Source organism: Bacteroidales bacterium, assembly GCA_014860575.1.
GTDB lineage: Bacteria > Bacteroidota > Bacteroidia > Bacteroidales > JAAYJT01 > JAAYJT01.
Genome location: JACZJK010000009.1, coordinates 1 through 19322, shown reverse-complemented (window position 1 = coordinate 19322; position 19322 = coordinate 1). Strand labels below are relative to the sequence as shown.

General features: G+C 38.0%; 18 protein-coding genes and 1 riboswitch. Of the genes, 15 read left to right on the top strand and 3 right to left on the bottom strand.

Features of this window, described 5'->3' with window-relative positions; all coding sequences use genetic code 11:
* Window positions 1–129: 129 nt before the first annotated feature.
* The 13 genes from IH597_01710 (at window position 130) to IH597_01650 (ending at window position 14634) form a co-directional block, all read left to right on the top strand.
* Entirely contained in the window at window positions 130–708 is a 579-nt protein-coding gene (locus IH597_01710; GenBank protein MBE0661156.1) for a hypothetical protein, read from the top strand.
* A 75-nt stretch (window positions 709–783) separates the two neighbouring features.
* Window positions 784–2058 carry a hypothetical protein gene (locus tag IH597_01705; GenBank protein MBE0661155.1) on the top strand — a complete coding sequence of 425 codons (1275 nt, stop codon included), beginning with the start codon at window positions 784–786 and terminating at the stop codon, window positions 2056–2058.
* 2 nt (window positions 2059–2060) lie between these two features.
* Window positions 2061–2507, top strand: coding sequence for a hypothetical protein (locus IH597_01700; protein ID MBE0661154.1), 447 nt, complete (start codon window positions 2061–2063; stop codon window positions 2505–2507).
* A 39-nt stretch (window positions 2508–2546) separates the two neighbouring features.
* Window positions 2547–3434 (top strand): hypothetical protein, encoded by an 888-nt coding sequence (locus tag IH597_01695; protein MBE0661153.1) that lies wholly within the window; start codon window positions 2547–2549, stop codon window positions 3432–3434.
* Window positions 3435–3514: 80 nt separating this feature from the next.
* Window positions 3515–3877, top strand: a complete 363-nt coding sequence (locus IH597_01690) for a hypothetical protein (protein ID MBE0661152.1) — start codon at window positions 3515–3517, stop codon at window positions 3875–3877.
* 3 nt (window positions 3878–3880) lie between these two features.
* A complete protein-coding gene (locus IH597_01685; protein ID MBE0661151.1) occupies window positions 3881–4831 on the top strand; it encodes a hypothetical protein in 951 nt (316 codons plus the stop codon).
* 13 nt (window positions 4832–4844) lie between these two features.
* Window positions 4845–5132: a hypothetical protein gene (locus tag IH597_01680; protein MBE0661150.1), complete on the top strand. Its 288-nt coding sequence runs from the start codon at window positions 4845–4847 to the stop codon at window positions 5130–5132.
* 101 nt (window positions 5133–5233) lie between these two features.
* Window positions 5234–5494: a hypothetical protein gene (locus IH597_01675; protein MBE0661149.1), complete on the top strand. Its 261-nt coding sequence runs from the start codon at window positions 5234–5236 to the stop codon at window positions 5492–5494.
* 197 nt (window positions 5495–5691) lie between these two features.
* Window positions 5692–6201 carry a hypothetical protein gene (locus IH597_01670; GenBank protein ID MBE0661148.1) on the top strand — a complete coding sequence of 170 codons (510 nt, stop codon included), beginning with the start codon at window positions 5692–5694 and terminating at the stop codon, window positions 6199–6201.
* A 614-nt stretch (window positions 6202–6815) separates the two neighbouring features.
* Window positions 6816–8255 (top strand): AAA family ATPase, encoded by a 1440-nt coding sequence (locus IH597_01665; protein ID MBE0661147.1) that lies wholly within the window; start codon window positions 6816–6818, stop codon window positions 8253–8255.
* Between the two features lie 10 nt (window positions 8256–8265).
* Window positions 8266–12243, top strand: a complete 3978-nt coding sequence (locus IH597_01660) for an AAA family ATPase (GenBank protein MBE0661146.1) — start codon at window positions 8266–8268, stop codon at window positions 12241–12243.
* Between the two features lie 5 nt (window positions 12244–12248).
* Complete coding sequence (locus IH597_01655; protein MBE0661145.1) at window positions 12249–13760, top strand: ATP-binding protein; 1512 nt, start codon at window positions 12249–12251, stop codon at window positions 13758–13760.
* Window positions 13761–14178: 418 nt separating this feature from the next.
* Window positions 14179–14634, top strand: a complete 456-nt coding sequence (locus IH597_01650) for a hypothetical protein (GenBank protein MBE0661144.1) — start codon at window positions 14179–14181, stop codon at window positions 14632–14634.
* A 355-nt stretch (window positions 14635–14989) separates the two neighbouring features.
* On the opposite strand, the gene IH597_01645 is transcribed toward IH597_01650, so the two are convergent.
* Genes IH597_01645 through IH597_01635 form a run of 3 tightly spaced genes read right to left on the bottom strand, consistent with a single transcriptional unit; the run spans window position 14990 to window position 17937 of the window.
* Window positions 14990–15841, bottom strand: a complete 852-nt coding sequence (locus tag IH597_01645) for a hypothetical protein (protein ID MBE0661143.1) — start codon at window positions 15839–15841, stop codon at window positions 14990–14992.
* A gap of 31 nt (window positions 15842–15872) precedes the next feature.
* A complete protein-coding gene (locus IH597_01640) occupies window positions 15873–17099 on the bottom strand; it encodes a methionine adenosyltransferase (GenBank protein MBE0661142.1) in 1227 nt (408 codons plus the stop codon).
* A 40-nt stretch (window positions 17100–17139) separates the two neighbouring features.
* Window positions 17140–17937: a hypothetical protein gene (locus IH597_01635; GenBank protein MBE0661141.1), complete on the bottom strand. Its 798-nt coding sequence runs from the start codon at window positions 17935–17937 to the stop codon at window positions 17140–17142.
* A gap of 63 nt (window positions 17938–18000) precedes the next feature.
* Window positions 18001–18097: riboswitch (SAM riboswitch) on the bottom strand.
* 807 nt (window positions 18098–18904) lie between these two features.
* On the opposite strand from IH597_01635, the gene IH597_01630 reads away from it, so the two are divergent.
* Both IH597_01630 and IH597_01625 read left to right on the top strand, forming a co-directional pair.
* The gene (locus IH597_01630; protein MBE0661140.1) at window positions 18905–19072 is read left to right on the top strand and encodes a hypothetical protein; all 168 of its coding nucleotides are present in this window, start codon (window positions 18905–18907) and stop codon (window positions 19070–19072) included.
* A 51-nt stretch (window positions 19073–19123) separates the two neighbouring features.
* Window positions 19124–19315 carry a hypothetical protein gene (locus tag IH597_01625; protein ID MBE0661139.1) on the top strand — a complete coding sequence of 64 codons (192 nt, stop codon included), beginning with the start codon at window positions 19124–19126 and terminating at the stop codon, window positions 19313–19315.
* Window positions 19316–19322: the final 7 nt, after the last annotated feature.

The following is a 19322-nucleotide window of genomic DNA, read 5'->3' as shown; positions in this document are numbered from 1 at the left end:
CAAACTCGATCTGTAATCTGAATCTTGAATCTATAAACCAGCAGTTTGCGGAAGTCCCCTTTAGGGGATTTAGGGGCAAATTTAAGTAGCATACCCAATCGTAAATCTAAAATCGTAAATCAAAAAGAGATGCTTACCAACTACCTAACTCCTGATATCGTCAACCGCCTCTCACGCCGTGAGCTCATCAGGTTGATGTATGATTTCCTTGAAAAGTTTTCAAACACAACACCCCAGGCAGTTGATGTTTTGCCCACTATTATTGAAAACGGCGAACTTGTAATCTACGACAACGAACTTTGGCGTGGACTGGCTCCCGGTGAAAGTTCTCTGCCTGCCGGTACACCCTGGCCGGCAAAAGGCTACAAATCTTTCATTGCTGTCATCACCGATCAACCTGGTGGAACAGAGGACCATGTTCTTAAAGTAAACAAATCCAATATCGGAACAGGCACATTTACAAAACAAAGCCAGACACATTTCCGGATTGTTTTTGACGACATTCCATCTTCTGTTTACTTCTATACTCCATACCAGAACTTCCCGCAACCGTTCGAAAACCTTCCCGAGTTCATGACTGCAACAGTCAATTTCAACTCAGCCACCAACCAATGCGACATCTACCTCTGGAAAGCTTTTGAAGGCGACGACGAAACCATCCTGCTCCATATCAACGCCATGTTCTTCCCCCCTCCACCCGCAACTTAATATTGGATCTTAAATCTGAAATCTGGAATCTTGTTTTTTGAATCTTGAATATGAAATTTTGAATCTTGAATCTTAATGCACGTATCTCTCTCTTCATATAATTACACCCCCCTCTTCAACTTGAAGCAAACCGACTTCATCACTTTGCTTACAAATTACGACGAGTACATCCCTTTCGGAGAGGACAACTTATTGCCATCGCAACTGAATAAACTTGCCAGGGAAGTCCCTGTTCACAGGGCAATATTAAACAGCAAAACCAACTATGTGATTGGCAAAGGACTGGCTTCAAACAATCCCAAAATCAATGAATTCATTAAGCATCCGAACAACATCAATATTGACCTGGCAACGCTGATGCGCCGTGTAGTTTTTGATTATTTCAACCAGGGCAATGCCTATATCGAGGTTGTAACCAACGCCCAAAAAACCTTTTTCTACATCTACCATTCTGATGCTTCGAAGTTCAGGTTTGCCTCTTCGCTCGATCACTTCATCATCCATCCAAACTGGGCTGAATACAAAGGGAAAAACGACGAAAACTCAAAAACAATCCCGGTATATCCAAACTTCGAGAAAGGCCAAGACGGTCTATATCACTCTATTTACCACATCAAAGACTATGAACCTGAATTCTATTACTATGGCCTTTGCTCTTATTTTGCTGGTTTGCGCTCCATCATCATTACTGGTCTTACAAATGTCTGGAACCAGCGCAGGCTTGAACGGCATTTTAACGCCCCGGGTTTGCTTATCATCCCCGGAATCAACGACGACGATGATGCCGCCACGCTGGATACTGAATTTCAAAAATACATGGGCGCAAATTCTGAAAAAGCAGCAGATATCATCATTCAATATTTGCAGGACCTGGGCCCTGGTCAATCTTCACAAGCCGCGCAGTACATTGAATTCCTCAAAAAAGAGGAAGGAAACTGGTTAGCACTGCATCAACAGGCAGAAATGTCTTTGATAACAATCCATAACTGGTTCAGGTCATTAACACCGTATTCCGACGAAAAAAGCGGGTTCGATAAAAACAAGATCATTGCCGAATATGAAATTGCAATGTCCAGCATCATCAGGCCTCATCAGGACCTGTTTTTGAAACATTTGTACAAACTACTTACCGACTTCAATTATCCCGTCGCTGATCTCGACTTCGTCAACGAAACACCCATCCAGCGCATCAACCCTTTCAAATTTGTATGGGAAGTTCGTCGGGACTCAGGCTTGGACTTCGACCCCGCTGATCCTGTCCAGAAACAACTCGTCATCCAGGTTCGCAATACCTACGGAAACGATGCAACCAACGCAAATACAGGCACAGAAAAAGAAAAAGATTTTTAGCCATGGCCATGACATTGTTAGCAACACCAGCAGAAGTAATTGAGCTTTCATTCATCCAGGATGAAGTAACACCGATGTACACCGGCGTAATCCTTGACACTTTCATCAAAGCCGCTGAAGAACGCTTTATTAAACCTCTGATCAGCCCACCTCTTTACAAGGCTGTCTATGCTGATCCAGTAACTTTCGCAGCGCTTATTGAAGAAATCAAGCCCTGCCAGGCATATTATACCAAACTCCTTTCCCTCAATGACTTTCTGTATTCCGAAGATGCAAACTTCAAAGATTTGTCTTCTGATGCAAAAAAGCAATTATTGAAATCCACTCAAAATATTGCAGACGCGCTTGCAAAATCACTAATCGCTTACATCAAATCCAACCATCCAACCCTATACACCCCCCCCTCAAAAAAACGAGTCGCTGGCCTCTTACTAATCACCTCTCACTAATCACCAATCACTAATCACCAATCACTAAATATCAAAACAATGAAAAAGTTAACTTTCTTAATGACAATGCTCGCTATTTCTATGATAGCTGGAGCTCAGGGACGAACAATCAACTTCACCCCCCACGAGGGTTTAAAAGCCGGAATCTGGCAAGGGAAAATCTATTCTCAATGGGATTACAACCAAAACAAGGACGGCATCAAACAAGCAATGTCATTGGGGGAATGGCGAAATCTCCCAAAATCAGCGAAATTGGGTAAACAACTATTGCCAACCCAAACTATCCACTTTACTGAGGTGAATATTGTTGACGTGGCAACCGGGAATTTTCCCGGGCTGAATTACATTTTCTCAAAATCCTGGAATAGTCAGCTTAGTAATTTATTCAAGGCTTATCAAATGGTTTTTATTAAAGAAGATGCTAATGCTATCGCAGAACAGATTAAAGCATGGTACCGTGGCGACACTACTGAAACAGTCATTCTTACTACAAAGGAAAAAAAGCAATGGAATGTAGGCGACCTGGTACCGGTTCACGTCTGGGCAAACAATAGCTTCAAAATTACCATTCCGCCCTGGCTCGAATTTGTTTCAATTGATCTGAGCAATGACATGCAGTACAAAGGAAATACCTGGTGCAAAATATTTGGCTGGAATCATCAACTTATTGGCAATGTTTTACATGTTACTGTAGTTCCTTCATCCCTCTTTCATACCAACCCGAAAGCTGAACCACTTGACCCCGGATTAATTGACAATCCTGAATTCGGATATGAAAACCCAGTTTACAACTATCGCAACAATCCCTGGGGTACTTCTAACTACCATAAAGGTAAAAGAACCCTTGGCTCAATGGTTTTCAAAGTAATCGCCCCCGTTGACGGCTACATTCCCGACTGCCAGGAAGGTTATATCTACGCCAAATGACGCCCTCTTATCATCCTGTACGCAGTAAAGGATCTCTTAAATCTTGAATCTGAAATCTTAAATCTTAAATCATCCCTCCCATGTCATTCAAAAAAGAAATTATCCCGCTAAACATCAGCCTCGACGGCGTTGAATCAACAAATTCCGCTCCTTTTCTCCTGCCGCCCTGCAACGATTTCTCATTGCAGATATTTTCTGCTTTGACAGCAAGCACACCTGATCATACAATAATCGCATTGGAACAAAGCAACGACGGCGTAAACTTCGATCCGGTTGTTGATTTGTCTGGCAATAATGTTCAGATTGAAGCATATGATGATATCCGCACGGCCACCATCAATGTTTCAAACCTCTGCACTGTATGGCTCAGACTTGCAATTACAACACCTGTCGGCGCAGGAGAAGCAGGTTCGATAAGCTACTTAATCCTAACATCAAACTAAACCATGGGCAACTCAAAAAAATTCAATCTGGCAGTTCCACCTTCAGGTGGTAAATTCATTGTTAGGGAATACACTGAAAATGCTGTATGGACGAAACCCAATGGGTTGCTTGCTGCCATGATAGTTTGCTTAGGTGGTGGTGCCGGTGGTGGTTCAGGCCGCAATAGTAATACTGGCGTCGCTGCATCAGGTGGTGGTGGTGGTGGCACTGGTGCTTTTGCTACTTGCTTTGCTCTTGCCGCTAACCTGCTTGATGATTATGCCATAACAATCGGTTTAGGCGGTGCTGGTGGTGCTGCACAATCTGCAGTAAATACTAATGGCAATAACGGTGCCAATGGTAGTGATACTTCTTTTGGAACTCTTGTGATTGCCGACGCTGGTAGTGGTGGTATGGGTGGTACTGGTACATCTGCCAATGGCGGAACTGGTGGCTCTCCACTTTCTTCAAATCCCAGGCATTCAATATGTGTTATTACAGGTACTCAATCCGCAACAGGCCGTTCTGTTTCTGCAGGCACAGGCGGCAATTTTGCTTCTGCTTCCTGGCCTTGGGCCGGTGCTGGTGGCGGCGGCGGCGTTAATTCTTCGGGCACTTCTTTTAATGGTGGCAGTACTGGTGCGCCTATGAATATGAACGGCAATACTCTTACAGGTAGTATTGTTAACGGTGGCGTTTCGCCTGGTGGTAATGGCATCGCAGGTCAAGATAATATTATGTTAGGTCTTTTCGCTCAATATGGTGCCGACGCCTGGTCAATTCTTACAAAAGGGATTGGAAATTCTGGAAGCGGCGGTGCCGGTTCTTTGGGCACAGGTGGCAATGGTGGCGCTGGTGGTAATGGTGGTCTTTATGGTTCTGGCGGCGGAGGCGGCGGTGGATCTATTTCAGGCATTTCCGGCAAAGGCGGCGACGGCGCCCAGGGTCTTTGTGTCATCCTCGAAATCTACTAAAAACCTCACTTCAATGACTAATAGCGAATACATGCAATTCAAAAAGGTGCTTTGGGGTTCAGTGGCTGCAGTCATTGTTGCCTCTGTCACTACTGCAATAGCTTTTTACTATTCAACCACCAACAGCATTCAAACAATAAGCAAAACAATTGATCGGCATGAAGTCATCCTCGAAAACAAAATCGGTCGTCGTGAATTCGACCGCTTCCAATACGACTATGACCACCATTGCAACACCGTGCAGCGCAAATTCGAAATCATTGACCAAAAACTCGACCGCCTCATCCAAAACCAAAACTAACAACCCCATCCCACCAATTAACTACTTCACCAATTAACCAATCAACCCAATACTCCATCACTCCATCACTCCAATACTCCACCAATCAACCAATCAACGAAATGAAAACAGGAAGATTCGAAGACGACAAAGGAAACCGCTCAAGCATGCGGGAAATTCTCTACATTCTCGTCGGCGTCGAAATTGCTTTGATGGTTGTCTGGTGCTGCTTGGCTTTCATCGAAGCAAGAAAAGATTCCTCTGATTGGTCCGGGTTAAGCTACATTCTGGTTGCAATTATTGGTATCGGTGGCCTGGCTTCACTCTCAAAACTAATCCAAAAAAAATACGAAAACTCAAATCCACCCAGCTCCACGCCCTAACCCCCCTAAACTTCTAAACCACTAAACCACTGTATCACTGCATAACTGCATCACTGCATCTTGAGCGAAGCGAAATCCCGAGTGGTACGATTCGGGAACTGCATCACAGTATAACCGCATCACTGCATCACAATAAACCCCCTAAACCCCGTAACTAACTACTGCCCCATAAATTTGAACTTCAAATCATCTAAACCATGAAAATATTCTTTTTCATATTACTGCCGCTACTTCTCTTTTCAGGCTGCATTACCCGTCAAAAGTGCTTGCAGCGCTTCCCGCCCGAAATAAAGGAAATCACTTCTGTCACTGTCGAGGTCCGTGAAACATTTCGTGATACAATAATCTTCCGGGAACTCCCCGGCGATACGATAATCCAGGTTGACACTGTATTGATTGATAACAAAGGCTTAATAAACACCAACATAAGCCTCCTCGAAACAAGCTTAGCCTGGTCAAAAGCCCAGATCCGTAACAATAAGCTTTTCCACGAATTAGTTCAAAAAGACACTACCCTGGAATTTAGATTACATAATGCCATAAAAGAAGTGGAAAGACTTGAAAAGGAACTAACCCTGAAAACAGAAACCGTTGAGGTTCCCCGGAAACTAACCAAATGGCAGCAATTCAGGCTCAGCCTTGCTAATATCTCCCTCGTTTGTTTGGCTATTTTCTCAATATACCTCCTCCTAAAAATCAAACTTTAACCCTCCTCCTCTAAGTCCCTAAGTCTCCAATTCCCATCTTCCCATCTTCCCATTTTCTCATCTTCTCACCCTGTCACCTTCATCCATCTTTCAAATATCGGCCAAAAATACTTATGCAATTCAGGTTACCCAAATCAAAAAATGTATAAATTGGCTGCATATTTTAATCATCATGCCCCAAACACGAGTAAACTTGAAACAAACTAACAAACTTGAGTCTATAAACCACTACGGGGTGGGCGTTGTCTTTCCTGCTTTTTCACAAGTAAATAAAAATAAAACATGATCGGCGTCATACATATACAGCCATTTTCAGCACGCATAGTATGACTTTGTCATACCTATAACACGTTACCGCCAAGTGTAAAAAGACAGAAACGACAGAAATAAAATTGAAAAGTAAACCATTTTGAAAGGATAAAAAAACGAATTAATGACAAGAAGAAAGAGCCGACACTCAAGCCGACCCAATGTTTTTTATTTTTTGCCCACCGCACATTTTTTAAAACAATTATCGACGCACATTGCACACATTGCCAAAGCCCCACAAGCCAACGCTGAAATCAAAGCTTTGTCAAAGAGTGCAATTTTGCTGACACACGAATAGGAATTACATGAAAGAAGGTGAAAAATATTTTGAGTTTGAACTTAAACCACAGCAAAAAAAAGCATTCGCTGAGTTACAGCATTTTGTCGAAGAAAGTTCGGACAAAATATTTATTCTTAAAGGTTATGCTGGTACTGGAAAAACTACATTGATGAGTGGTTTTATCAAATGGTTGGGTGAGAAAGAGAATATCTATTCTTTATTAGCATCAACAGGACGTGCAGCAAAGGTGCTATCTGACAAGACAAATACAGAAGCGACTACAATCCATAGCCATATCTATGTTTTTAAAGATTTGGATGATGACCTTGAATCTATGAGTTCAAAGCAAGATAAACTTGCCGTTGATGATAAAGGTCAAGTAAGTTTAGTTTTCGTCTTAAAAACATTAGATGCGGAATCAGAAAAAATCTACATCATTGATGAAGCATCAATGGTCGCTGATATTCCTTATAAAGGTGGTTCGTTTGCTAAATTTGGTAGTGGAGAGTTATTAAAGGATTTATTGACTTATGATATAAAGGGTAAATTCATTTTTGTAGGTGACCCATGTCAATTACCCCCAATCGGACAAGATATTTCACCAGCATTATCAAAATTATACTTAGAGCAGAAATACAAACATTCAGTTCAACAAATTGAGCTAACTGAAATTATCAGACAGGCTTCTGCAAATGGAATTATTTCAGCTTCTTTATTATTGAGAAATTTACAGACAACTAATCCGCCATTGAAATTTGCATCATTTCCGTTAAAAGGTCATTCTAATATTCCGCTTCACAGCTCACATGCTAGTTTGGTAAATTCATATATTCAAAAAATCAAGGAAAACGGATTTGAATACTCAACTTTAATTTGCCAGACAAACCGGCACTGTTCAGATTTAAATAAAATAATTAGGTCTGCATTGGGTAAATCATCCAATTTAATTGAATCGGGCGACATTCTTTTAGTTACTCAAAATAACTACTTGACAAACTTAGTCAATGGAGATTTAGTCAAGGTAATACAAACTGGGAAAAAAGAATCTCGTTGCGGATTATCATTTCTTCAGGTTGAAGTTCAGGAATTAGTTTCAAAGCATACTTTTAATATTCTATTAGTTGAAGACATTTTGTATTCTATTTCCACGAATCTCAACAACAAACAACATAAAGACTTGATGATTGATTATTTCCACCGAATGAAAGAAAAGGGAATCAAGCAAAAAGACCAATCCTTTAAGGATAAAATGCTTACAGACCCATATTTGAATGCCTTAAAAGCCGTTTATGGTTATGCTTTAACTTGCCATAAAAGTCAAGGAGGAGAATGGAATGAAGTATTTTTGTATCTTGACAATAAGATTCACGGAATACCAAAACCAGGTATTTATCAATGGCTGTATACGGCAGTTACAAGGGCAAAAGAAACATTACACGTTGTAAATGATTGGTTTATAAAATAAAATAACTATCATGTTTGAGATTTTAAAAAAAGAAATTAAAGTATCTGATAAAGTAAAACTTTATCTCACTTCAGGAAAAGAGTTGCAAGTAGATATTCTTGAAATTGGAGAGAATTATATTTTGGTTCTCAATCCTGATGGAACGCAATCAAGATTTTTTGAACCACTCATCGGTGGCTGGGATATAATCAGTAGCATGCAAATTGAGCAACCAATCACAATAACGCCAACCGAACAACAAGTTGTTAACATTGAAACAATTCATGCAGAAAAAAAAGAGAGCGAAAACAAAATCGGGTTAACAATTTTGGGAAAGATTGACTTAGACAAAATTGAACCAAAAAGAAAAAGACACTTTGCAACGAAAGAAGAACCTGTTACATCAAAAGTTAAGGTTCAACCTCAAAAACCACATACACTTAGTCAACATATCAAAGAACATAATTTGACTTTTACTTCTCTCCAAAATTTACAGGAATTAAAAGACAAAATTATTACAGACGCTGGCAAACAAACACTCCCTGCAAATGCTACCCTGAAAAGGTTTGGGCAGAATTTATACGGTTCAAGATTTGGTTTTTTGACTGACAATGAAAATAGAGATTACTATTTTAATATCACTGATGTTTATGATGATGACTTAAAGAAAATTCTGAACAGTCAAAACCCACAAGAAACGCAAGTAGTTTGTTTAATAAAATCATTTCAAGGGAAATTAAAAGCAACAGCAGTTTGTTTACCCAAGACAATTGAAGAATTTCAATCGCTTGCTGAAGCGTGTTACAAGAAGAATGAAATAATTGAAGCCAAAACAATATTGAGTTTTATACTAAATGCAGTAAACGATTACGAGCCAGCATTAAAACTCAAGAAACTTATTGAAGGTGTTTACAATAAAAAGAAATTTTCTATAACATCGGCAGCTAGTTTATTTATCCAAGCAAAACTTGAAATTAAAAGAGGAAATATAGAGAATGGGAAAAAACTTTTTTTAGAATTAATTGAAACACCAAATTTAAAAACCGAAAATGCAGTTAAAGAATTGGCATACGAACTTCAACGAGAAGGTAAGCTTGAAGAAGCTATCCAAATAACATTAAAATATCAACGATTAATAAAAACATCAGACCCCAATAGCTTTTTGGCTTACTTCTATGAAATAAAAAAAGATTATAAAACAGCAATCTTTTATTTGGAGAAAGTAAAGCCCAAAACTGAAATTGAAAAAATAAAAGTTGATAAAAGGCTTGCTGTTTCCTTTTTTAATATAAAAGATTATGATGCTTCGGAATTGCACTTAAAAAAAGTAATCGAGAAACAACCTGGTGATATTGTAAGTCAAAAATTACTTGAAGCATTAGAGAAAATTAAATCAGAAGGTATCTCGGATGAAATTGAAACAATTTTTAACGAAGCAGAATTAGCATCGTTAACTGGTGGAAGAAGTCCACACATACAATTTGCACTTGCTAATTGTGATTATGCGGGTGTTCCTGCTGCAATTGTCAGTGAAGAAAAATTTACCAAGACAACATTAAGAGAATTACGAAAATTAATTGAAGAGGCTGGTAAAGCAAGGCCAAAAGAACGAGCCCCCTATTTACTAACAGAAGGAAAATTGATGGAGCTACTTGAACCTGAGAGAGAAGATGAACTGAATTCTGTGTTATCAAGATATTGTTTAGCTGTTAGCCAAAATATTTCAAGCGAGAACAACCCAGTTGATATTGTTAGGTTCTATTTATTAGAAGCATTCAAATTATCAACAGAATATGGAAAAATAAGTCAATACCTTCCAATCTATTTACACTCTTTTCAACTATCGTCCTATGAGTCATATAAAATGATGAATAAATCAATAGACGAAACCATTAAGGAAATTTTTAATATCCAATTAGGTTTAAATTTTTGGAATGGAGTAATTGATTTATTTCTTACAAACACTGAAATATTTTCCCAACTTCTTACACGTCTATTTCAAAATCCGGCATATCAGAAACCTTGCGTAGCATTCCTGATAAATTATTTAGAAATTAAAGAAATTAAATTTTTAAATAAAGAAGGATTTTCAAACCTCTGGAATGATGCAGTTGATAAAAGAAGAAGAGAGAAGGAAGGATTCAGTTCTAAGTTTAATTCACTCGGTAAAAGTAAAACAACAGAATCATTTTCAGAAGCCTTTGAATCTGCAAAAAATTCAATTCCAAATTGGTTAGGAAATATCGATAAGCACAGAATTAATTCCGTAGATGATATCCTCAGAAGTTTGATAGAATTTAATACACAAGCAGCTTTTGAAGATAAAGAAAGATACTTCAACATTGTAGGAAGCCAAATCAACACTTTACACACGGAAATAGAAGCAAGTCCAACTGAGTTTTCTTTTAACATTTTACGTCCCCAATTGGTAATACTTAGCAGACTTCTTGAAAAGGAATTTAAGATTGTTATCCAAACAAGTAAACCAGTAATAAGTATTAAGGTTTTAGGAGAATCTATAATTCATGATAACAATACTGTAACAGTATCAATTAATGTTTCCAATAAAAAGGGCAGCGCACCTATCTCATGGTTTCTTTTTAATATTAACAACTCAGAAGAGGTCGAATTTATACAGGAAAATAATGAGAGTAATCAAAGTTTGAAAGGTGGCGATGACAAAACTCTTAAATTAAAGATTCAAGTAAGTCAAAATATAAGAGGTCAAGGAGCATTTAACTTGAAAGTAATATTCATATATAAAATAAGAGGAAGTGAAGAACTCACTTCATACCCTGAAAACCTAGCTATTCGTTTATATTCTGAAAGTGAGTTTGACCATATAGACAACCCTTACTCAGGATCAACAAGCAGCGGGGCAGTTGAAGATGAGAAAATGTTTTTTGGTAGAACGGAATTTATTAACAATATTAAGAATTCAATTCTTCAATCAACCTCTAAATGTGTTATAATATATGGACAAAAGCGCTCGGGAAAATCCTCCGTTTTACATCATTTAAAAAAACAGCTTAATCAATCTCAAAATACTTTTTGTATCTCCTTTAGCTTAGGAGAAATTGTTGAGAATTTATCGCCTCTTACTTTTTATTACACAGTATTGTCTGAAATAGAAGATTCTCTTGATGCGTTACCGAAGGATAATAGAGTAAAACCAAAATTTTTTGCACCTACTCTTGATGAGTTAGAAAAAGCCCCTTCAATAATCTTTAATGACTACATGAAAGTATTCAGAACAGAATGTGCTTCAACTGTGGGATGGGAAAACAAGAATTTAGTTCTCCTAATTGATGAGTTTACATACATCTATACGGCAATCCAAAAGGAATTTATATCAGAGCAATTTATGAAAACCTGGAAAAGTTTTGTTGAAAAAAAGGTTTTTTCATCAATTCTAATTGGACAAGATATTATGCCAAAATTTATGGCGGACTATCAAAATGAATTTGGTATTGCAGAAGACATTCGACTTTCATATTTATCTAGAGAAGATGCAATTAAACTAATTGAAGAACCAATTTGGGATAAGCGGAGGAATCGAAGTAGATTTTTAGGCAAAGCTTTAGATTTGATTCTTGATTATACATCATCAAATCCATATTATATTCAAATATTTTGTTCTAGACTTGTTGAGTATATGAATAGTATGAAAGCAATTAGTGTAATTGAAACAGATGTTGATGATGTAGCCCAAACATTTATTAAGGGGGAACAAGCGCTTAATATTAAATATTTTGATAATTTAATTACTGCTGGTGATGCTGACATAAATGCTTTTAATCCAGAAGATACATTGAAAGCATTGAAAGAAATTGCATTTGCTTCAAAAACCCTAGATAGTTGTTCCAGAGATTCCATCAAACTTGGTGACAAAGTGAAAGAAGAACAGATTCTTTCAGACCTTAAAACAAGAGAAGTTATTTCTTGCCCTCAGCCAGGCTTCTATAAAATTAAAGTTAGGTTATTCAAAGAGTGGTTACTAAATAATTAATGACAATGATAAGAAAAAATCCTTTTGGAGATTATGGCGGTGTCGTTGCAGGTGAACGCTTCATCGGTAGAATTAATGAAATTGAAACTATTCAGAACCGTTTGTTAGGTTGCAATTATGGGAATATGGCAATTATGGGCTTACCCAGAATTGGTAAATCAAGTTTAGCTTGGAACTCAATAATCACAACAAAGGCAGAATTAATCAAAAAAAAGGTTTTGCCAATTTGGATTTCTTTTGGGGAATATTCATCTCTCAACGATGTTTTTCAAGAAATAGTAATGGAATTAGTGGAAATACTCACTGATTCAGCAGAATTTGTCGCTCATTTAACTTCAATAATAAAAAGTATTAATGATGCAAGAAATCAGATAGAAAAAAGACGATTTATAAAAAAACTTCTCAAGTTTTTAAAGTCAAATGGGTTTAGATTAATCCTTGTTCTAGATGAATTTGATAATGCTCAAAACATCCTTGATCTCCATGATTTTCAATTCTTAAGAGAAGTATCTAACAACCCTGATACAAAGTTAGCACTATTAACCATTTCAAGAAAAACAATACAAGAATTAGAGCCTGATAATGGAGCACTTTCAAACTTCTACCAAATTTTTACTGATTTAAGATTAAAATTATTTAATCAAAACGATCAGGATGATTATTGGAATAGAGTTAGACGAAATGGCATAGAGGTTTCTCAACAGTATATATCGCTAACAAGTCACTACTGTGGCTCACACCCTTATTTGCTTGATGCCTTTAATCATGAAGTATTCAATAAAATTTCACAATCTGAAACAAACTTAGAAAAAATATCAGAGCTAGTTATTAAAGAACTAAATCTTAAAATGCTTAATGAATACGAATCAATTATAAAATTGATGAGAGACGAAGGTTTAGAAAGAATGTTAATGCAAATGATTGTTGGTCCAGTTTACGATATTACTCAGAGAGATGTTGAGAAATTATTAAAGTATGATATTGTTTCAATGACCCTATTGGGAAACTATTCAAGTTTTTCGGAATACTTTAATAACTATTTACTAATAAAGTCAAATTCAATTGATATTTGGCCACTTTGGAGTGAAGTAGAAAATGAAATACGAGCATTAATAAAACAAAATTTATTAGAGAAATTTGGCGAAGTATGGGAAGATCAATATATCAAGCAGAATAAGCAAAAAGGAGCAGAGGCATTTATTCAAGATAAACGTGAAATGAAATTACGCAATAAAAAATCATTCGGGGATAAAGCTTCTGATCATTTAGTCGATTATACTTACCCGATGGATATGTTTGACAGGTTTATTGCCTTAGATTGGAGTTGGTATTCATCCATTTTTGATAAGCAAAAGAATGATTGGAAACCAATTTTTGAACATTTAGGAAAAATAAGAAATCCATTAGCTCACAACAATCCAAATTTTTTATCGGACTCAGACAAAAACATTGCAGAGGGTTATTGTAAAATTATTCTTGAAAAAATTAAAAAATGGAAAGTAAAAGACATTCAGTAATCCAACCCTATTTGCAAGCACATTGCCAAAGCCCCACAAGCCTACGCTACAACCAAAGCTTTGTCAAAGAGCTTGCAAAGCCGACACACAGAGAGAAATTGTTTTAAAAATTTGCCGACACTAAAAAAATAAAAAACGCTGACACACGTGCTGACAGAAAAGAAAGAAAGAAAAATTGACAATGACACGGAAACTGAATAATGACAATGGTTTACAAGACTGAAAGAAAGAACACCTGGCGGTTACAAGCGTTATATTTTATTGCCGAGCCAGTGCGGATTTCAGCGTTTCTACATCTAATAAACTTTCGTGTATTTTGAAAGGACAGTGCTTCGAAATTGGCAACAAAAACTTACCGCCAATCCGTTAAATAGTTGTAAAAAAGCACTGCCACCAAAATCTTTTAAAAATCATAAAAATGACAGCTCAAGCAAGTGATATATTGATTTATAATAAACAGGAGCTATATATGGCGGCAGAACCTTTAGAGAGTTACCTTAAGAAGGCAAAATTACCCCATAAACTGGTCGCACCGAATACTGGTTGTTGGAGAGGTTATACTTCCAAATGGGCTATTGAAAACAGAAAACTTTTTCTAATTGAATGGCAAGGTTATATACTTAACTACCTAAAAGTAGGCATGGAATATTTATTCCCTGACGAAGAATTTGTTTTTGCGAAATGGTTCACAGGACAAATAAGGGTAGGAATGGGTGAAATGGTTAGTTATGTTCATGGTGGATACGCATCAGTTTATGAAGGCGATCTGTTTTTAATATTTGAGAATGGCGTATTAGTTAACGAGTATATTAAATGGCTAACACAAGAAGAAATAGAAAAAATACAGAAAGAAGATGATGCCCGTCCATTCTAAAGCACACATTTGCAATAACATTTTTTTTCTCAACGCACCTCGCTAAGTGGCAATTGCATTTCTGCTTGGTACATCGGATAATTTGCAATTATCCAACCCTGCTAAACAGCAATTGGGTGGCCAGTCATAGCGGGCATATCAATCTCTATCCTGTATAGTCTTTATCTTCCTTTCCAGGTGAATACATGGCTTTGCCGCATCATTGCTGCACTGCATCTTTTGAAAAGCAAAATTGTTTTTACGAAATCCCGTCCCTTAGGCCCGCTGCTCCTTGCCGTAATTTATAACTTACCTTCGCCTTTCTCTTCGCTCAATCGTATTATAAAGCATCATTGCATTCAGCTTATGCAATCATTTAACACACATAAATTCTTTCCAGCCCCTTGTAATTTGGTATAACCGGGTCTCCTCGATTCAATTCCTTAAAACTTCGTGTATTTTGTGAGTAAAACAAAACAGGCGCAAAATACCCGTCATAGTGTACAATCTCAGGGCACTTTTTTTCCAGATATACCCATTGCCTGTAATCCAGGTCTTCGACAGAAACTATATGTTTTACAACCACCCAATTAGCATTGCCATCCTTATCTTCAAACCATATTTGTGGATCAACTTCAAGAATGTCGCAATATTTTATGATCCTGCTTCCGTTCTTTTCCAGATCTTCACAAACAACTTGTATTGCAAAACTCTGCATTTCCCACTCTGACATGCTGGTAGGGGTAAGGCCCGCAATTTGCTCAGGATCGATCAGTTGGTCCGAAAGCGGGTCATATAAATTCCAGCTGCTTTCCAATGGCGCATATTCATAATTCCCTCTTTCGTATGCCTTTAAAAAAAATACAGGTTCCGGTTCAGTTACTCTGAACTCTATTTTATAAAGGCATGGTATCAGTTTATATTTTCTGCATCTATCAACGAACCAATAGCGCTGATCTCCTGTTAAAGAGCTTCCCCACGGATCAAATATTTCAATCATAACGGAAAAAATGCAGTTCCTGTAAGCAAACTGCAGATGGTCAAATGAATGTTCAATTAATTCCGCCTTTACCCACTTGAATCCGTCATAACTTGATTTAACTGGTTTCTTATTTCTTAAATCGAATTGTTCCTGAAGCCGAATTACTGCTTCGACGGCAGACTTTTTCAACAATTCACTCGGAATTGGTAATTCCAACAGTAACATATCTTCCCATTTTTTTTTCATTTTCTATTTACTTTTAATGGGTATTTTTACATCATGCAAGCCCACGAAGTTCGTTGATTGTTTCCTGATTCAGCTCTTCCCATTTGAACCCGTCTCTGCCGAAATGCCCGTATGCGGCTGTTTTTCGATAGATTGGGTGTTTAAGCTGCAGTGTTTCAATGATTCCTCGCGGTGTCAGGTCAAACAATTGACTTACAACATCAATTACCCTGGCTTCTGAAACTTTTCCTGTTCCATGCATGTTTACGTATAGTGCAGTATGATCCGCTTTTCCTATTGCATAAGAAACCATTGTGGTGCAGCGGCTGGCCAGCCCCGCTGCTACTATGTGCTTGGCAACATAACGCATCATGTACGCCCCTGATCGGTCAACTTTACTGGGGTCTTTTCCGCTGAAAGCGCCTCCGCCATGCGGGCAGCTTCCTCCATAGGTGTCCACGATGATCTTTCGTCCGGTGAGTCCGGTATCTGCAGCAGGCCCGCCTATGGTAAAACTTCCTGAAGGGTTGATGGTAAATTTTGTGGTATCAGCAAAACCGTATTCTTTCAGCAATGGTTTGACCACTCTTTCAATTACAGTTTCCCTTATCATTTTTTCTGTAATTAAAAATGCTCCACCGCTGTAGTGTCCATGCCGCATCATTCCACTTCCATGATATGAGCTTCCGCCACTGAGCATAAAAGGCATATGCTGGGTCGAAACCAACACGTTGTCAATTCCAGTAGGTTTATCTCCTTCATAATTTATAGTCACCTGCGATTTTGCATCTGGCAGCAGCCAGGGGATACTTCCGTTTTTTCTCAGCAGTGCAAGCCTTTCCACTATACGATGTGCAAGGAAAATGGGCAGTGGCATCAATGCTTTGGTTTCATCGCATGCATAACCGAACATCATTCCCTGGTCTCCGGCACCGCCAAGGTCAACGCCTTCTCTTATCTCTTTGCTTTGTTGATGCAGGTAGTTTTTAATCCATATTTCTTCAGGATCGTATCCGTATAAATCATGAGTATATCCTGTTTCTTCAATTACCCGGCGTACCAGCGCTGCCAGTTGTTTCTTGCTTATTTTGGCTTCAGAGTGTATTTCTCCTGCAATGATCACACCCTTATGTGTCACAAAAGTTTCACAGGCTACCTTTGAATCAGCATCCTGCTCCAGGTAAGCATCAAGTATGGTATCAGAGATCTGATCGGCAAGTTTATCAGGATGGCCCTCTGAAACTGATTCAGATGTCATCTGGTAAGTTAAGTTTTTCATAATGTGTTTTTTAATGATGTATATGTATGATTAATATTAATTATTCAAATAGGCTTAACCCGAATTCTTTTTCCTCCCCAATCCCTAATACCATTCCGTTATTCTTATTGCTGCCTGTGAACCGGAAATAATCTCCTTCTATTCTAAATTCCGGATAATAATAGTAATGCAGCACCGTACTGTCCAATTCCAGGTAGATGGATTTGATATCAAGTATGTTGATGCAGCAGCGAAATGGCATTTTTAATTGGTATGCCCTTATATAGTTGATGGCATATTGCTCATCATTTGTTGCCGGCATCTCCAATCCCTTGTACATCCCGCTCATATACCTGACAATGTAGCAATTGATCTCAGGTTTGGAGTTTAATGCCCACATATAATCTTCGGCATCTGCTTCCAGCATGCATTCTAAAACTTTCGGGTCAATATTGATTACTTCGAAATATTGCTTGGGAATTAATCCTTCAAGATTTTTCCATTGGTTCATTTGTTTTTGCGCATTCTTCTTGTTTTTAGGGTTTAGCTTGTTGGTAAAAGCATCAATATTATTTTCTTCTTCACCCCTTGTGTCATTATTGCTAAAATAATGCTCATGCATATCGCATATATAGTTCCTGGTATATCTGTATAATTCATGATTCTTGATAATGTTGAACTTGTTCCTGGAAGAATAAATTCCGGAAAAGTCAACTTGCATGGATGTAATTCTGCCTTCATCCCTTTTCGTTTCAGGATCAGGGAAATAAACACCGGGCGGATTGCAAGTTGGTGTTTCAATTCTTTTCGTTTCCTTCTGAGGAAACGGCGCAATAAATTCTTTGAATTTTGTTGTCATAATGTAATGATTAAAGGGTTAAACCTGATTTTCATTACATCAAGAAAAAAGATAGGGGCGTAAACAAGCACTTTATTTTGGCAGAATGCCCCCATCATTTTTGCCACCGTGGCCTCTCGGCTCGGTAGGCTTCACATTTAAGTGAATCTTGATGTTGCAGCAAATATACGAAGAATTTTACGCTTTGCTGCTTTTCGTGCATTTTTTTTCCTGCCTGTATTTATTTCCCCCTAACAGCTAATTTGCAATTATCCATCCCTCTCGCGGCTGCGCTTGTCTTAGCCTCACGCCACAATAAAGTAATCTAACACTTTCTCATCTTAGGTGGGTCAACATTATACTATACCGTCAGTTTGCAAATCAAATCCCAATAAGCCGCAACGGTTCTGTTAACCGTGCCTCTTTTCCCATCTATCCCTCCTAAAATTACCTTTTGTTATCCTCTATAAAAAGGCTTTCCAAATCTAAAATCGTCAACCCATAATCCAATATATATATGGTGTGCTTCGCACTATTTCTTACATTGCTTCGCAATGATTTTCCCCCACTCAGATCGCCCTTCTCAAAGCAATTCTACTAAATCTGTAATCCAAAAAATAAAAACTTAGTCAAAGTTATTTTCACCGCCGCAATGCAAGTTGTGGCACGTGGCATCTTTTGTCTGTATTTGGTACAAGCGTAAAATAAATTTTGATTCAGTGTTCATTTTTTAATTGGTATAAAATTTATTTTACCAATCAAAATATTTTGATTCAGTGTTTATTTTTTACGGGTATAAAATATTTTGATCCCTCGCCCCATCCTGTTTGCAAGGTGCACCGCCTTGCATTCTATTCCCACGCACAAAAATTTGTTGCCTAAGTTTTCATTTTTTTCTCATTCTTTTTTTATCCGTATGCGCGCGCAGTCGCAACCAGGCGCTCCACAGAGCGCAATACAATCAATTAACAATCAAACACATACAGTTATGAGTGAAAGAGAAGAGTATTTACGCAACCTGGCCGAAGAATACGGTCTACCCGTCGCCGATGTATTCGAAGTTGCTTATGTTTTAGGCGAAAGCGAAGATTTTGACGGCCTTATTACAGCCCTTGAAGATATGAGTGAGGGGTGGTTTTCAATGTTAAACAACTAAGTAATTAACCAGGCCTGCCCTCCCACAGGGCAGGCCACAACACCGAATCCCATGGACACTTTACCAATTCCAGTTTCTCAAATTATTGACAGTCTCAATGCCATGCACTGGGTTATTTCACCCTATCATGAAGATGATCCCTCCTTTTCAGATCATCCGCACATAAAAGAGTTAGCCGAAAACTACAACCGGCTGCTTGAATTATTCTCCCAGGCTTACAATCACACGCTTACACCTTTCTGATTTTCAT

What these genes read in the sequence shown, in the direction of transcription:
- IH597_01710 (MBE0661156.1), top strand. Translation starts at nt 130, where the DNA reads ATGCTTACCAACTACCTAACTCCTGATATCGTCAACCGCCTCTCACGC.
- IH597_01705 (MBE0661155.1), top strand. Translation starts at nt 784, where the DNA reads ATGCACGTATCTCTCTCTTCATATAATTACACCCCCCTCTTCAACTTG.
- IH597_01700 (MBE0661154.1), top strand. Translation starts at nt 2,061, where the DNA reads ATGGCCATGACATTGTTAGCAACACCAGCAGAAGTAATTGAGCTTTCA.
- IH597_01695 (MBE0661153.1), top strand. Translation starts at nt 2,547, where the DNA reads ATGAAAAAGTTAACTTTCTTAATGACAATGCTCGCTATTTCTATGATA.
- IH597_01690 (MBE0661152.1), top strand. Translation starts at nt 3,515, where the DNA reads ATGTCATTCAAAAAAGAAATTATCCCGCTAAACATCAGCCTCGACGGC.
- IH597_01685 (MBE0661151.1), top strand. Translation starts at nt 3,881, where the DNA reads ATGGGCAACTCAAAAAAATTCAATCTGGCAGTTCCACCTTCAGGTGGT.
- IH597_01680 (MBE0661150.1), top strand. Translation starts at nt 4,845, where the DNA reads ATGACTAATAGCGAATACATGCAATTCAAAAAGGTGCTTTGGGGTTCA.
- IH597_01675 (MBE0661149.1), top strand. Translation starts at nt 5,234, where the DNA reads ATGAAAACAGGAAGATTCGAAGACGACAAAGGAAACCGCTCAAGCATG.
- IH597_01670 (MBE0661148.1), top strand. Translation starts at nt 5,692, where the DNA reads ATGAAAATATTCTTTTTCATATTACTGCCGCTACTTCTCTTTTCAGGC.
- IH597_01665 (MBE0661147.1), top strand. Translation starts at nt 6,816, where the DNA reads ATGAAAGAAGGTGAAAAATATTTTGAGTTTGAACTTAAACCACAGCAA.
- IH597_01660 (MBE0661146.1), top strand. Translation starts at nt 8,266, where the DNA reads ATGTTTGAGATTTTAAAAAAAGAAATTAAAGTATCTGATAAAGTAAAA.
- IH597_01655 (MBE0661145.1), top strand. Translation starts at nt 12,249, where the DNA reads ATGATAAGAAAAAATCCTTTTGGAGATTATGGCGGTGTCGTTGCAGGT.
- IH597_01650 (MBE0661144.1), top strand. Translation starts at nt 14,179, where the DNA reads ATGACAGCTCAAGCAAGTGATATATTGATTTATAATAAACAGGAGCTA.
- IH597_01645 (MBE0661143.1), bottom strand. Translation starts at nt 15,841, where the DNA reads ATGAAAAAAAAATGGGAAGATATGTTACTGTTGGAATTACCAATTCCG.
- IH597_01640 (MBE0661142.1), bottom strand. Translation starts at nt 17,099, where the DNA reads ATGAAAAACTTAACTTACCAGATGACATCTGAATCAGTTTCAGAGGGC.
- IH597_01635 (MBE0661141.1), bottom strand. Translation starts at nt 17,937, where the DNA reads ATGACAACAAAATTCAAAGAATTTATTGCGCCGTTTCCTCAGAAGGAA.
- IH597_01630 (MBE0661140.1), top strand. Translation starts at nt 18,905, where the DNA reads ATGAGTGAAAGAGAAGAGTATTTACGCAACCTGGCCGAAGAATACGGT.
- IH597_01625 (MBE0661139.1), top strand. Translation starts at nt 19,124, where the DNA reads ATGGACACTTTACCAATTCCAGTTTCTCAAATTATTGACAGTCTCAAT.